This window comes from Aphanothece stagnina RSMan2012 (genome assembly GCF_046764815.1).
GTDB lineage: Bacteria > Cyanobacteriota > Cyanobacteriia > PCC-6307 > Cyanobiaceae > NIES-981.
Map to the genome: position 1 here is coordinate 183,469 of NZ_JBKOUC010000001.1, position 13,567 is coordinate 197,035.

Sequence of the window (13,567 nt, forward strand, 5' to 3'; positions counted from 1 at the left end):
GTGGGCTACAAGGGAGGGATGGAAGCCAGAGGCATGGAGGCCAGAGCAGCCGGGCCCAGCCCCGGCGAGGCCGAGGAGCGGCGCCATCGCTTCTGGATGGAGCGCCTGCTGCGCTGTGCCGAGCGGGTGGGGATGCGGGGCGAGATCCCGGTGGCGGCTGCCGTGCTCGATGGGCAGGGGCGCTGCATCGGCTGGGGCAGCAACCGACGCCACCGCGAAGGGGATCCCCTCGGCCACGCCGAACTGATGGCCATCGGCCAGGCCTCGCGGCTGCTGGGTGACTGGCGGCTGAACAGCTGCACCCTGCTGGTGACCCTCGAGCCCTGCCCCCTCTGTGCGGGAGCCCTGGTGCAGGCCCGGGTCGGCACCCTGGTGTTCGGCGCGCCCGATCCGAAGCGCGGTGCGGTGGGGGGCAACCTGGATCTGGTCCATCACCCCAGTGCTCACCACCACACCCGCGTGCTGCCGGGCGTGATGGCGGCGGAGGCGAGCCAACAGCTCGGCGACTGGTTCAGACGGCGACGGCGGCTGGGCGGCCTGTCTGGGCACCGGGCCTGAAGGCCGGCAGCTCCGTGCGGAACAGTTCCAGCAGGAGCTCCACATTCTCCGCACGGCTGTTGTAGCCCATCAGGCCGATCCGCCAGACCTTGCCGGCCAGGGCACCGAGCCCACCGCCCACCTCGATCCCGTGCTTGTTGAGAAGGTGGAGCGTGAAGGCCTTGCCATCCACCCCCTCCGGGATCCGCACGGTGGTGAGGGTGGGGAGGCGGAGATGCTCCGGGGCATGGAGTTCGAGACCCAGGGCTTCGAGCCCGGCCCAGAGACTCTCGGCGTTGCGCCGGTGCCGCGCCCAGGCGTGCTCAAGCCCCTCTTCAGCCAGCAGGCGCAGGGCCTCCCGCATCCCGAAGTTCATGTTCACCGGAGCCGTGTGGTGGTAGACCCGGTCCGTGCCCCAGTACTGGTTCAGCAGGGTCACATCGAGGTACCAGTTGGGCACCTTGCCCCGGCGCGCCTCCATCTTGGCCTCGGCGCGGGGGCCCATGGTGAAGGGGCCCAGACCCGGCGGGCAGCTGAGCCCCTTCTGGCTGCAGCTGTAGGCGAGGTCGACCTGCCAGTCATCGAGGTGGACGGGAACGGCACCCAGGGAGGTGACGGTGTCCAGCAGCAGCAGACAGCCGTACTGGCGGCAGAGTTCACCGACGCCCTCCATCGGCTGGAGGATGCCGGTGGAGGTCTCGGCATGGACCATGCCGAGGATGGCGGGGCGATGCTCCCTGAGCGCCGCTTCGATCTCCTCGAGCGTGAAGGCCTCGCCCCAGGGGCGCTCGATCGTGACCACATCGGCCCGGTAGCGGCCGGCCATGTCCGCCAGGCGCAGGCCGAAGTAGCCCTTCACGGCGATCAGCACCTTGTCGCCGGGTTCGAGGGTGTTCGCGAGGGCGGCTTCCATGGCCGCACTTCCCGTGCCGCTCATGGGAATGGTGAGGCGGTTGTCGGTCTGCCAGGCGTAGCGCAGCAACTCCTGCACCTCACCCATCAGCTCGACGTAGAGGGGATCGAGATGGCCGATCGGGTTGCGCGACAGGGCCTGCAGCACCGTCGGATGGGCGTTCGAGGGGCCCGGTCCGAGCAGAAGCCGATCGGGTGTGGCGATCGGTCCCAGCGCGCGGCGGTGGGCGTTGTTGACGGTGTGCAGCGCAGACAAGGGGCCGGAAACGGGGTGGACGGGAGGGATGGCCTGAGCCTACGCAGCTGAGGATCCGGACACGGAGGTCAGCGCAGCCGCACGTCGCTGGCGGCCAGGCCGCGACAGAGATGGTCGAACGGGACGCGAACCACCGCCGCCAGGGCGGCAGCATCGCTGAGCCCCTCGCTGCCGAGCATTTCGCAGACCACATCGGCCATCAGCGCGATGCTGCGCACGGTGGGGCCGGTGGGGACGCCCAGGCTCTTGTAGGTGTCATCGAGACCGTTCAGCACCCGCTCGTTGAGGATGGTGGCGTCGTCGGCGATCAGCGCGTAGCTGGCGTAGCGGAGGAAGTAATCCATGTCCCGCAGGCAGGCCGAGAGACGGCGGGTGGTGTAGGCATTCCCCCCGGGCAGGATCAGCTCGGGATCGTCGAGCCAGAGGCGCTGGGCCGCTTCCCGCACGATTTCGGTGGCCTCGGCGTTGATCAGCTCGACGGCCCGGAGCCTCAGCTCGGCTTCGGAGTAGTAGGTGTTGATCCGATCCATGGCCGCCCGGTCCAGATAGCGGCCCAGCTGGTCGTAGCGGCCAATCAGACCGGTGATGGCATCCCGCATGGCTGGAGTGGATCGACGCACCTGGGCCGGAAGCTAGCACCAGCAACTGGCCAGATCGCAGGTTGGAGCAGGGATCTGGCGGATCTGACAGAAACAGTTACGCAGCCCGGTCCTGTCATTCGGTTACGACAGCTACATAGCGGCGGTCCGGCTGCTCCGTACGTTCCAGCGACGCCGGCACCGGGACGGCACCCAACCGACATCGTCATGGCCAACACAGCCCAGGAGGTCCTTCGTCAGATCCAGGACGAGGGCATTGAGCTGATCGACCTCAAATTCGTCGACCTGCATGGCAAATGGCAGCACCTCACGGTGTGCAAGGACCTGATCGATGACGAGGCCTTCACCAGCGGCGTTGCCTTCGATGGTTCCTCGATCCGGGGCTGGAAGGCCATCAACGAGTCGGACATGGCCATGGTGCCCGACCCGAAGACCGCCTGGATCGACCCCTTCTACGGCCACAAGACCCTCAGCCTGATCTGCTCGATCCAGGAGCCGCGCAGCGGCCAGCCCTACGGCCGCTGCCCCCGCGCGCTGGCCCAGAAGGCCCTCGAGTACCTCGGCTCCACCGGCATCGCCGACACGGCCTATTTCGGACCCGAACCGGAGTTCTTCGTCTTCGACGACGTTCGCTACACCTCCGGCAGCGGCAGCAGCTTCTACAGCGTCGATTCGATCGAAGCTCCCTGGAACAACGCCCGTCTGGAGGAGGGGGGCAACCTCGCCTACAAGATCCAGTTGAAGGAGGGCTACTTCCCGGTGTCGCCCAACGACACCCTCCAGGACATGAGGACCGAGATGATCCTCACCATGGCGGCCCTGGGGGTGCCGATCGAGAAGCACCACCACGAGGTGGCCACGGCCCAGCATGAACTGGGCATGAAGTTCGCCGAACTGATCAGCGCGGCGGACAACGTGATGATCTACAAGTACGTCGTGCGCAACGTCGCCAAGAAGTACGGCAAGACGGCCACGTTCATGCCCAAGCCCGTCTTCGCCGACAACGGCAGCGGCATGCACGTGCACCAGAGCCTCTGGAAAGGCGGCAACCCGCTGTTCTTCGGGGAGGGCACCTACGCCAACCTGTCCCAGACCGCCCGCTGGTACATCGGCGGACTGCTCAAGCACGCCCCGAGCTTCCTGGCCTTCACCAACCCCACCACCAACAGCTACAAGCGTCTGGTGCCCGGATTCGAGGCGCCGGTGAACCTGGTTTACTCCCAGGGCAACCGCTCAGCGGCGGTGCGCATTCCCCTCACCGGGCCGAGCCCCAAGGCCAAGCGCCTGGAGTTCCGCTCCGGTGATGCCCTCTCCAACCCCTACCTGGGCTTTGCGGCCATGCTCATGGCCGGCATCGACGGCATCAAGAACCAGATCGATCCCGGCGACGGCACCGATGTGGACCTCTTCGAGCTGTCCGCCGAAGAGCTGGCGCGCATCTCCACCGTGCCCGCCTCCCTCAACGGTGCCCTCGAGGCCCTCGACGCCGACAAGCACTATCTGATGGAAGGCGGAGTCTTCACCGAGGACTTCATCAGCAACTGGATCGCGATGAAGTACGAGGAGGTGCAGCAGCTGCGTCAGCGGCCCCACCCCCATGAGTTCGTGATGTACTACGACGCCTGATCCCCGCCGGGACCTCGGCAGCTCCACTGGGGGGCCTGACCTGGGCCCCACCTAACCTGGCCCGATGGCGACCGTCGTTTCCAGCCCTCCTGCCCTGCGACAGCCGCAGCGGCCGGAGGGCTTTCCGCAGCACCGCAGCAGCCCGCCTCCGCCGCTGTTCCAGGCCCTCGGCCTCGCCGAGGACCCCCGCCGGTTCCGCGCTGCGGCCCGATGCCTGCGGCGTTCCGGCCTGGTGGTCATTCAGGGCGCGGTGGGGCCGGACGAGCTGGCTGCCCTGCAGCCGGTGGTCGCCGCGGCGCGCGCCCATGCCGCCAGCCCCGCCGCCGGGGATGGAAGCGCCCGTGTGCTGCTCAACCGGGGTGGCCAGCGGGCCATCCGCGGCTACCGGCGCATGGTGGACTCCGCGAAGGCGGTGATCAGTGTCCGCGACGATGAGGACGGCGGCATGGTCGATGTCTTCCATCCCGAACTGCTCCTCGAGAGCTGTACGGAGAATGTCGTCGGCGCGCTGCAGGACAGCCTGGTCACCGGGCTGCTGGAGCGGGCGTTCCGGCGGCCCTTCCGGGTGCACGTGCGCAACCTGTACCTGAACGCAGGTGTGACCACCACCCGCGGCCTGCACACCGACGGCGGCGGCATCAAGGCCAAGGCCTTCCTCTACCTCTCGGACGTGACGAGCCTGGCCGAGGGGCCGTTCTGCTACGTACCCGGCTCCCATCGGATGCCCTGGCTGCGCGGCTTGAACCGCCTGTGCAACGCCCGCCGCGGACGGCGACGGGATGACTGCCCCATCCTGCTGGGCCTGAAGCCGATCCCGGTGTTCTGCCGCGCCGGCGACATGGTGGTCGCCATGCAGCAGGGGGTGCATCGCGGCCATCCCCAGGCCCCATGGGCCGAGAGGGCCGTGCTGCTCAGCATGCTGCAGCCCTCGGGCTGAGGCGGCTCAGCCGCCCTGGAAGCGGATCTGGGCGATGGCACTGTCGTGGAGATGCTTGGCATGGGCCTGACGCAGGGCCCAGGCCTGCAACTGATGCACCGCGTCTCCGGAGGGGTTCAGATCGTGATGCTCGGTGATCTGGGCGATCTCGGCACCGTGACGGCGGCGATCCCGCTGGTGATGGTCAGCCCAGGCGAGAAATTCCCGGGGATGCAGGCCCTGGGCGGCGGCATTGGCAGGGAGGGGGAGGTTGAGCGCAGCCATGGGACAACTCCTCTGGTTCGACTTCACTCTCCTGCAGTTCTGTAGCTGTTGATACCAGAACTAGGATTGCTTCACAAGTCTTGAGCTCCCCGCTCGGGCCGCCGCGCTGACCCTGCTGCCGGCTGCGGAGGCTGCGTGCGTCTGCCGGAGCGGCAGCCTGCGGCTTGGGGCGCCGCCCTCGGGTTACTCGAGTTGCTCGAGCTGGGCGCCGATCCTGGCGTTGGCGGGATGGAGCTGGCGGGCTCGCTCCAGCACCTGACGGGCCTCGGCAGGACGTTCCGCCTGCAGCAACAGAGACGCCAACTCGAGAAAGCTGCGGGGGTGGGGACGCGGCCGGGACAGCACCGTGGCATGGAGCGTCGCGATCGCCTTGTCGCGGTCATCGAGGGCGCCGGCCTGGCAGCGGGCCAGATGGATCCGCCCCCTTTCATCGTTGAGGCGGCGCAGGGTCCGCTGGGGCCAGCCGCGGAAGCGCATGGCGCTGTTGACGTACCAGTCGTCATGGCCGCTGAGTTCCCGGAAGACGCGTTGGAAACCCTGCTGCTTCATCAGGCGACGAATCCGCGGACGCTGGGCGGAATAGTTGTGTTCAACCGTGAGGCAGGCAAAACGATAGCGATCCAGGGGCAGATGGGAGAGAATCATCTCCTCGGCGCCTTCCACATCCAACGAGAAGTAATCAATCCGCTTCGGCGCTTTCTCCCGATCGAGGAGATCGCCGAGCGTGATGGTCTGCACCTCGATCGACTCGGTGTAGGCGGCGCGGGCCTCCTGGACGAGCCGTTCACCCGCCTCCTCCAGCCCGCCATAGAGCCCGTTGCAGGCGAAGTGCAGCACATCGCCGCTGGTGGCATAGAGCGCCTCCGCGACCACGGGGATCGAACGCCTGGCCTGGGCCAGTTCCCTCAGCACAGGGTTGGGCTCACCGCCGAGACCCTTCCAACCCAGCAGTTCGAGCAGCAGCGTGTTGGAGAGTGACGTGCCGTTGGCCAGTCCGAACTCCAGGAAATAGCCGGGTCCAGGCCCCTTGCAGTAGAGGGCAAAGAGATCCTGGAGGGACTGGGAATTGGTGAGGTGTTGAAAGGCCTCGCAGAAACGAAGGAACCGCTCGCTGGAATCAAACAGCCCGATCACACAGCAGCAGCGCCCGTGGGCCAGAAGCTAGCACCGTTGCGTTGGCCCACCGGGCCAGGCGGCGGCTCAGCGCCGCAGCAGCCAGGTGATCAGCAGACCCACCGTCCCCCAGCGCAGCCAGCGCCAGAAGAGGATCTCGAGGCGGTGCGGCGGCACGAGCTCCGGGGGGGGTGGATCGAGCAGCCGCTGGCTCAGGGCGAGCCGCTGCCGCTGCCGCCGCCGCACCGCCCCGCTGCTGTGGCTGGCCAGGGAGGCCTGGGTGAACAGCCCATCGAGGAGATGCAGCACCCGCACGGGCTGACGGACACCCGGCGGGGTCTCCGAGCGGAAGCGGCGGGGATGGGAGGGCCGCATGGCTGGGAACGGCCCGGGGCCGACGTTCTCCGGCCAGGATGGAACCCCGTCCCGTGGTTCGTCCAGTGGAGCTCGCCTCGATGCACGCCGCCGAGTCCCCATCAGCCAGCTCCCCAGTGACCAGCTCCCCAGGGGTCGGCAGGGGTTGGCCGGAGGGCACGGCCGACCAGGCCCGAGAACTCCAGCGCCGGCTCGCCATCCACGAGCGGGAGTGGCATGCCCTCAAGAGCCAGCGCCCCAGGCGCGCTGCTGAGCAGCTGGCAGCGGCGATGGTGCATCTCCTCCAGGCCGACGATCCCGCCCAGCGCCAGATCACGCCCGCCCGGGAGCGGGCCATCGAACTGGTGGAGCACGCGCTGCTCTGGCTCAAGGCCGAGATCAGCGACCCCGGCTGCCCAAGCCACGGGCGCTGACGGCCGGGCCCAGGCGTCCTCGCCGCACGGCCAGCTGGAGGCGGTTGCCGCGGGCGCTCCAGCGCACGTCATCGAAGCAGTGGTGGATGAGGAAGAGCCCGCGTCCATCGGTGGCCTCGGCTTCCGGCAGCAGCTGCCCGCCACGGGCTTCGCGGGGCACCCCATGACCTTCGTCCTGCACCTGCCACACAACCCAGCGGGGGGTTTCGATCCGCCGGATCCGCAGCGTCTTGGCAGGGTCGCAGCCGTTGCCGTGCCGCACCGCATTGACGAGGGCCTCGTGCAGGCCGAGCTGCAGTTCCGCCTGCGCCTGAAGGCAGCGGATCGGCTCGAGCAGCAGTTCGACCAGGGGCGCCAGTTGCAGGGTGGACGGGGTGATGAAGTCTGACCAGCGCAGGGCCATCAACCTGGATCCGCAGGTGCCGTCTTGACCCTAAGCCGCTGGCGGCACGACAGCCTTCAGGCGTTGATGCGTTGTTGCAGCGCCGGATGGTTCAGCAGGGCATCCATCAGGCGCACCCCCCGCAACTGGTTGACCAGGGGCATGTGACCCTCGGGAGCCTCGATCGACCACTGGAAGGAGCCGGGATAGCGCGTCCACTGGCCGCCGTCCTTCCAGGCGAGCCTGGGCCAGAGCTGCTCCCAGCGGCCATTGCAGGCCCGCAGCAGGCGACCCTGCACCGAGAAGCCGAACCGCCCGCGGGAATAGCAGACCCACAGCCGGTCCAGGCTGTCGAGATCGGGGCCAGGTATCGGCGGCACCTCGCTGTAGTACACGTAGCCGCGCCGCACGGCATCCGGGCCGGCCAGCTCGCGCAGGAAGGTGCTGGTAAGGCGGTCCGCAGCCTCGTACTCCATCAGGGCCAGGTGGTGCTGGAGCGGGCTGTAGTCGATCGCTGCCGCACTGGGGGTGGCGAGCCAGCCGTCGGGATGGCGCTCGAGAAACGCCTGCCGCTCGGCCCCGTCCCCGGCCAGCAGCAGCTGAATCAGAGCCCCCGCGCCCCAGTCATCGCCGGTGGCATCGAGGGCCGCCAGGTGATCCGGAAGGAGCGGCCGCAGTTCCTCGGCTCGCTGCTCAAGCTGCCTCAGAAGGGTGCGCCGCTGGCGCGCGGCGGCAGCCTGGAACCGTTCGAGCAGGCCCTCAGGGGTGACATTGGCGGAAACCGGAGGGCCGGAAAGCATGGAAGACCGTGCCTGAGCGGAGCCAGCTTGCGCCCACTATGTCAGGAGGTGTCAGGCCCGGGGCTGTCCAGGCCGGGCCAGCCGAGCGGAAGTCCCCCCCTAGGATCCATTTTTGCCACACCCCTATGGGCGCAGCCATACAGTTCTTCCGCGGCGTGGACGAACCGGTCGTGCCCGACATCCGTCTCACCCGGTCCCGCGACGGTCGCACCGGCCAGGCCATGTTCGTGTTCGAGGAGCCCGAAGCCCTGGCCCCCGAAGCGATGGGCGACATCACCGGGATGTTCATGGTGGACGAGGAAGGGGAACTGGTCACGCGGGAGGTGAAGGCCCGGTTCGTGAATGGCAAGGCCAGCGCCCTCGAAGTGACCTACACCTGGAAGAGCACCGCCGACTTCGAGCGGTTCATGCGGTTCGCCCAGCGCTACGCGGACAGCCATGACCTCGGCTTCTCCGGGAACCAGGCTGACGAACAGGCTTCCGCTCAGTAGGGAGACACCCCCCTTGCGATTCGGCCAGTGGCTCGGCCTTCTCGGCCTCACCTCCGCCTTGGTGCTGCTGTGGAACCTGCGGCAGAGCCTCATGTTCCTGTTCGCCGCCGTGGTGCTGGCGATGGCGCTCTGCACCCTTGTGGGCTGGGTACGCGAGCGCCTGGGATGCCGGCGCCCCCTGGCGGTCGTGCTCAGCCTTCTGCTGGTGCTGCTGGTGGTGACCGTGATCGGCACCGCCGTCATCCCTCCGTTCGTGGAGCAGTTCGCCGAACTGATCGGCAAGCTGCCGGCAGCCGCCGAGACCCTGCTGAATCTGCTCCGCCAGGCCATGGCCTCGGCCAGTCGGATGCTCTACGGACGCTCCGATGGAACGCTGGAGTGGCTGCGGCAGGGCCTGGTCAGTGGGGACAGTCCCGCCAACCTGCGGGAAGGACTGCTCCGCCTGCTCGGGCTGGCCGGTGGAGTGGGCTCGGGGCTGCTGCAGCTGCTCTTCGTGGTGGCCGTGGCCCTGATGGTCACTGCCCAGCCCGAGGCCTACCGCGAGGCCGCCGTGCTGCTGGTGCCGTCCTTCTACCGCCGTCGCTTCCGGCGGGTTCTGATCCAGTGCGGCGATGCCCTGAGCGGCTGGATGGTGGGGGTGCTGATCAGTTCGCTCTGTGTCGGCATCCTGGCGGCGATCGGGCTGTCGCTGCTCGGGGTCAAGCTGGTGGCGGCCAATGCGGTGCTGGCCGCTCTGCTCAACATCATTCCCAACGTCGGGCCCACCCTGAGCACCGTGTTCCCGATGTCCGTGGCGCTTCTGGAGTCGCCGCTCAAGGCCGTCGCGGTGCTGGTGCTCTACGTGGCCGTGCAGAACCTCGAGAGCTACGTGATCACCCCCTCGGTGATGCACCACCAGCTCAAGCTGCTGCCGGGCCTCACCCTCACGGCCCAGCTCCTCTTCACCGTGCTGTTCGGCCCGCTCGGACTCCTTCTGGCCCTGCCCCTGGCAGTCTGCCTCCAGGTGATGGTGCGTGAGGTGCTGATCCACGACATCCTCGACCCGTGGAAGCGCCATGCCGAAACCAGCTGATGGAGGCTTCAGCCTGACCGGGCGCACGGTGCTCGGCGCCCTGGTGCTCGTGGTGCTGGGTCTGTTGACCTGGGAGCTGCGCTGGGTGCTGCTGGTGCTGTTCGGCGCCGTGGTGCTGGCGGTCTCCCTCGATGTGCCGATCAGCCTGCTGATGGCCCGCTGCCGCCTCAACAGGCCCGCAGCGCTGGGGGTGGTGGTCGCGATCCTGATCGTGCTCGGCAGCTGGCTGACCCATCAGCTCCTGCCGGAACTGCTGCAGCAGGTCAGCGAGCTGGGCGAACTGATTCCCGCGGTGGCGGCGAGGCTGGTGGCGATGACCTCCACGGTCGACTGGTTGCCGAACCTCGATGGCGATCTGGCCAGTCTGGACAGCTGGGATCGTCTCCAGCCCCTCGGGGGGCAGCTGATCGGGTTTGCCGGAGGGGCCGCGAACACCACCATCCAGCTCTCGCTGATGGTGCTGCTGGCGATCCTGCTCGCCCTGGATCCACGCAGCCACCGCCGGCTGGTGATCGCCCTCACCCCAAGTTTCTGGCGTGGGCGGATGGATAACTTGCTGGACGAATGCCGCCATGCCCTCGGCGGTTGGTTGGCCGGCATGACCCTCTCGGCCGTCACCGTGTTCCTGCTCACCTGGGCGGGGCTGGCGCTTCTGAAGGTCCCCCTGGCCCTGCTGAGCGCCCTGGTCTGCGGACTGCTCACCTTCGTGCCCACGATCGGCCCCACGGCGGCGACCCTGCTCCCCCTGGCGGTGGCCCTGCTGGTCTCGCCGGCCAAGATGCTTCAGGTGCTGCTGCTGCGGCTGGTGCTTCAGAACGGCGAGGCGTTTCTGCTCACGCCGATGCTGCTCAGCCGCACGGTCAGCCTGCTGCCCACCGTGGCGCTGATGGCCCAGCTCTGCCTCGGCACCCTCCTCGGCCTGCCCGGCGTGCTGCTGGCCCTGCCCCTGGTGGTGGTGCTGCAGGTCATCTGCCGAGAGGTGGTCGTCCGCGGCGTGATGGACCGCTGGACCTGATCGAACCCTTGTCCCGCGGCACTTTCAGCGAGCGCCGGGAGGATCAGCGCCGGGCGGATCAGCGGTAGCGACGCCAGAGGTCCGGCGTGAGGATCAGCACCGTCACGGCCAGCGGGTGGTAGAGGAGCGCGAACCAGAGCGATGTGAGGGTGAAGTGATCGGCGAGCAGCTGCAGCTCGGGCCGCAGATCGAGCAGGGCCAGCAGGGCCAGGCCGATGGGGAGAACCCGCATCGAACGCCTCACGGCAGGAACCTCATGGACGCGAGAAGAGGGGGAGCAGGGTCGGGGCGATCGCCACGCTCGACCAGGCGCCGACCACCACACCGATGCTGAGCGCCACAGCGAACCAGAAGAGGGTGCTGCCGCCGAACAGCACCAGGGCGAGCAGGGGCAGCAGGGTGGTGAAGCTGGTGTAGAGGGAGCGGGTCAGGGTGGCGGCCACGGCCGCATCCGCCTGGTCGGCCAGCGAGGATCCCTGCAGCTGGGTGCGCTTTTCCCGGATCCGATCGAAGATCACCACGGTGTCGTTCACCGAATAGCCCGCAATGGTCAGCAGGGCCACGGCGAAGAGGCTGTTCACCTCGACGCCGGCCAGCAGGCCGAGCCAGGCGAACAGGCCACAGGTGATCAGCACATCGTGCGCCAGGCAGAGCAGGGCCAGCAGGGCAAACACCCGGTCGTAGCGCACGCTGATGTACAGCGCGATGCCGAGGAAGCTCACCAGCAGGGAGATCAGGCTGGCGCGCAGCAGGCGGGAGCCCAGGGTCGGACCGATGGTCTCGACCGAGAGGCCCCCAGGGACGGTCTCACCCAGGACCGGCGTCAGGGCGTCGATCACGGCCTGGCCCTGTTCCGGGCTGAGGCTGGGCAGACGCAGCAGCAGCTGCCGGCCGCCGTCGAGCAATTGCACCCCCGCCCCCCGCAGGTTCGGTGGCAGCTGATCGTTGTCGGGAGGCAGGGCCAGCGAAGCGAGCCGGGCCTCCACCTCCGAGCCCCGCAGGGCGCCACAGCCGTCAGCGCAGCGGCGTTCGATCTGGATCTGGGTGCCGCCGGTGAAATCCAGACCCGGGCGCAGCGGCGCCCCGATCGAGGGGGAAGTCCAGCACAGGGCGATGCCGATCACACTCAACAGCAGGGCCACCAGGGAGATGGCCCAGAGCTGCCGGCGGCGCTGGTTCACCCGCAGGCTCACGATGGCGTGGCGTAGGAACATCCGTACAGGGGGCTCTTCGGGGAGGGGGGCTGGTCAGGGGGGCTCGTCAGGAGGAGGCCGCAGGCAGTTCGGCCCGTGGGAGGAAGTTGGTGGGCCGGCGCAGGGCGGGGTAGCTCATCAGCAGCCGCAGCAGGGTGCGGGTGCAGGTGAGGGCGCTGAACAGACTGAGCAGCACTCCGATGCCGAGGGTCACCGCAAAGCCCTTGACCAGTCCCGTGCCCAGGGAAAACAGGGCCAGGCAGCTGATCAGGGTGGTGAGCTGGCCATCGAGGATCGAGGAAAAGGCCAGGGAGAAGCCGGTGTCGATCGAGCGGATCAGGGTGTTGCCCTCCCGCAGCTCGTCCTTGATCCGCTCGAAGATCAGCACGTTGGCATCCACCGCCATCCCCAGGGAGAGGATGAAGCCGGCAATCCCCGGCAGGGTGAGCGTGACGGGAATCAGGGCATAGGCCGCCAGGTTGAACAGGGCGTAGAGGCTCAGGGCCAGAACCGCCACGACCCCGGCCAGCCGGTAGACGACGACCATGAACACCGCCACCAGGGCCAGGCCGCAGAGGGCCGCCACCAGGCTGGTTCGCACATTGTCGGCTCCCAGCGAGGGCCCCACGGTGCGCACCTCCACCACCCGGACCGGCAGGGGGAGGGAGCCGCCGCGCAGCTGCACCTCCAGCTCCCGGGCCTCCTCGGCGCTGAAGTTGCCGGTGATGCTGGCCGAGCCGCCGGTGATCCCGGCGGCCTGGAATTCGGGTCCCACGGTGGCCTCACTGATCGAGCGGCCATCCAGCACGATCCCCAGCAGGCGACCGCTGCCGGCGATCGCCTGGGTGAGGCGGGCGAACGCCTCACCGCCGGTGGGAGTGAAGCCCAGGGTCACCTCCCAGCCGGTGCCGCTCTGCTGCTGCTGACGGCCCGCGGTCTTCAGCTCCTTGCCGGTGAGGGCGGCCGGTTCATACAGCGCCACGATGCGGGTGTTCACAGCATCGAGCAGGAGTTCGAGCTGCTCGGTCTCACTGGCGCCGGCGGGGACCGCGATGCCCAGCTCCCGAAGGGCGGTGGCCAACTCCTGGGCGGGGAAGGTGGGGGTCGACGGGGACGGTGAGGGGGTGCCGTCGTCAGGCGAGGTGAGGGCGGTGCGACGGGCCCGCTCGCGGTTCAGCACGGCCTCGGCCTGGCGCTTGAGGCGCAGCAGACCCTGCATCTGCTGTTCGGTTCCGGCCTTCTGGGCGCGGAACTCGAGCAGGGCGGTGGAGCCCAGCACCCGGGCGGCCCGGCTGGGATCCTGCTCGCCCGGCAGCTGGAGCACCAGCTGGTCGGCGCCGACGGTCTGGAGCGTCGATTCAGCGACGCCGAGACCGTTCACCCGCCGCTCGAGCACCTCCTGCACGGCCTCGAGCTGTTCCTGGTCGACCCGGGTGATCGCGCCGGCCGGCATGACCTGGAGCGTGAGCTGGCTGCCACCGCGCAGGTCAAGCCCCAGCTGCAGGGGGAAGCTGGCCAGCAGGGCGCCTGCGGCGATCGCGAGGGCCAGGATGAGGGCGAACCAGCCCTGTTGACGCGCCAT

Annotated in this window: 17 protein-coding genes; 7 read left to right on the forward strand and 10 right to left on the reverse strand. The window is 68.6% G+C overall.

What is annotated here, in order from left to right; genetic code table 11:
• Positions 1-33 precede the first annotated feature (33 nt).
• Positions 34-558, forward strand: a complete 525-nt coding sequence (locus ACLNEE_RS00930; RefSeq protein ID WP_411422955.1) for a nucleoside deaminase — start codon at positions 34-36, stop codon at positions 556-558.
• On the opposite strand, the gene ACLNEE_RS00935 is transcribed toward ACLNEE_RS00930, so the two are convergent.
• A complete protein-coding gene (locus ACLNEE_RS00935) occupies positions 512-1,705 on the reverse strand; it encodes a pyridoxal-phosphate-dependent aminotransferase family protein (RefSeq protein WP_411422954.1) in 1,194 nt (397 codons plus the stop codon). The genes ACLNEE_RS00930 and ACLNEE_RS00935 overlap by 47 nt on opposite strands.
• Before the next feature lie 68 nt (positions 1,706-1,773).
• Entirely contained in the window at positions 1,774-2,304 is a 531-nt protein-coding gene (locus ACLNEE_RS00940; RefSeq protein ID WP_411422959.1) for a globin family protein, read from the reverse strand.
• A 207-nt stretch (positions 2,305-2,511) separates the two neighbouring features.
• On the opposite strand from ACLNEE_RS00940, the gene glnA reads away from it, so the two are divergent.
• Both glnA and ACLNEE_RS00950 read left to right on the forward strand, forming a co-directional pair.
• Positions 2,512-3,930 (forward strand): type I glutamate--ammonia ligase, encoded by a 1,419-nt coding sequence (gene glnA / locus ACLNEE_RS00945; RefSeq protein WP_411422953.1) that lies wholly within the window; start codon positions 2,512-2,514, stop codon positions 3,928-3,930.
• Positions 3,931-3,994: 64 nt separating this feature from the next.
• Positions 3,995-4,867, forward strand: a complete 873-nt coding sequence (locus tag ACLNEE_RS00950) for a phytanoyl-CoA dioxygenase family protein (RefSeq protein ID WP_411422952.1) — start codon at positions 3,995-3,997, stop codon at positions 4,865-4,867.
• A 6-nt stretch (positions 4,868-4,873) separates the two neighbouring features.
• Here the strand turns inward: ACLNEE_RS00950 and ACLNEE_RS00955 are convergent, their stop codons facing one another.
• The 3 genes from ACLNEE_RS00955 to ACLNEE_RS00965 all read right to left on the reverse strand — a co-directional run bounded on the left by ACLNEE_RS00955 (position 4,874) and on the right by ACLNEE_RS00965 (position 6,619).
• Positions 4,874-5,131 (reverse strand): hypothetical protein, encoded by a 258-nt coding sequence (locus ACLNEE_RS00955; RefSeq protein ID WP_411422951.1) that lies wholly within the window; start codon positions 5,129-5,131, stop codon positions 4,874-4,876.
• Positions 5,132-5,314: 183 nt separating this feature from the next.
• Entirely contained in the window at positions 5,315-6,265 is a 951-nt protein-coding gene (locus ACLNEE_RS00960) for an FkbM family methyltransferase (RefSeq protein WP_411422950.1), read from the reverse strand.
• Between the two features lie 66 nt (positions 6,266-6,331).
• Positions 6,332-6,619, reverse strand: coding sequence for a hypothetical protein (locus ACLNEE_RS00965; RefSeq protein WP_411422949.1), 288 nt, complete (start codon positions 6,617-6,619; stop codon positions 6,332-6,334).
• A gap of 116 nt (positions 6,620-6,735) precedes the next feature.
• On the opposite strand from ACLNEE_RS00965, the gene ACLNEE_RS00970 reads away from it, so the two are divergent.
• A complete protein-coding gene (locus ACLNEE_RS00970) occupies positions 6,736-7,032 on the forward strand; it encodes a DUF6439 family protein (RefSeq protein ID WP_412006678.1) in 297 nt (98 codons plus the stop codon).
• On the opposite strand, the gene ACLNEE_RS00975 is transcribed toward ACLNEE_RS00970, so the two are convergent.
• Both ACLNEE_RS00975 and ACLNEE_RS00980 read right to left on the reverse strand, forming a co-directional pair.
• Positions 6,998-7,435 carry an ATP-binding protein gene (locus tag ACLNEE_RS00975; RefSeq protein WP_411422947.1) on the reverse strand — a complete coding sequence of 146 codons (438 nt, stop codon included), beginning with the start codon at positions 7,433-7,435 and terminating at the stop codon, positions 6,998-7,000. The genes ACLNEE_RS00970 and ACLNEE_RS00975 overlap by 35 nt on opposite strands.
• Before the next feature lie 56 nt (positions 7,436-7,491).
• The gene (locus tag ACLNEE_RS00980) at positions 7,492-8,214 is read right to left on the reverse strand and encodes a GUN4 domain-containing protein (protein WP_411422946.1); all 723 of its coding nucleotides are present in this window, start codon (positions 8,212-8,214) and stop codon (positions 7,492-7,494) included.
• 125 nt (positions 8,215-8,339) lie between these two features.
• Between ACLNEE_RS00980 and psb28 the strand changes: the two genes are divergently transcribed.
• Genes psb28 through ACLNEE_RS00995 form a run of 3 tightly spaced genes read left to right on the forward strand, consistent with a single transcriptional unit; the run spans position 8,340 to position 10,792 of the window.
• A complete protein-coding gene (gene psb28, locus ACLNEE_RS00985; RefSeq protein WP_411422958.1) occupies positions 8,340-8,705 on the forward strand; it encodes a photosystem II reaction center protein Psb28 in 366 nt (121 codons plus the stop codon).
• 13 nt (positions 8,706-8,718) lie between these two features.
• Positions 8,719-9,777: an AI-2E family transporter gene (locus ACLNEE_RS00990; protein WP_411422945.1), complete on the forward strand. Its 1,059-nt coding sequence runs from the start codon at positions 8,719-8,721 to the stop codon at positions 9,775-9,777.
• Positions 9,761-10,792 carry an AI-2E family transporter gene (locus tag ACLNEE_RS00995; protein ID WP_411422944.1) on the forward strand — a complete coding sequence of 344 codons (1,032 nt, stop codon included), beginning with the start codon at positions 9,761-9,763 and terminating at the stop codon, positions 10,790-10,792. The genes ACLNEE_RS00990 and ACLNEE_RS00995 overlap by 17 nt, the downstream gene beginning before the upstream one ends.
• 58 nt (positions 10,793-10,850) lie before the next feature.
• Here the strand turns inward: ACLNEE_RS00995 and ACLNEE_RS01000 are convergent, their stop codons facing one another.
• The 3 genes from ACLNEE_RS01000 to secD are packed head-to-tail and all read right to left on the reverse strand — an operon-like array spanning position 10,851 to position 13,567.
• Positions 10,851-11,024: a hypothetical protein gene (locus tag ACLNEE_RS01000; protein WP_411422943.1), complete on the reverse strand. Its 174-nt coding sequence runs from the start codon at positions 11,022-11,024 to the stop codon at positions 10,851-10,853.
• A gap of 22 nt (positions 11,025-11,046) precedes the next feature.
• Positions 11,047-12,006 (reverse strand): protein translocase subunit SecF, encoded by a 960-nt coding sequence (gene secF / locus ACLNEE_RS01005; RefSeq protein ID WP_411422942.1) that lies wholly within the window; start codon positions 12,004-12,006, stop codon positions 11,047-11,049.
• 46 nt (positions 12,007-12,052) lie between these two features.
• Positions 12,053-13,567, reverse strand: a complete 1,515-nt coding sequence (gene secD, locus ACLNEE_RS01010) for a protein translocase subunit SecD (protein WP_411422941.1) — start codon at positions 13,565-13,567, stop codon at positions 12,053-12,055.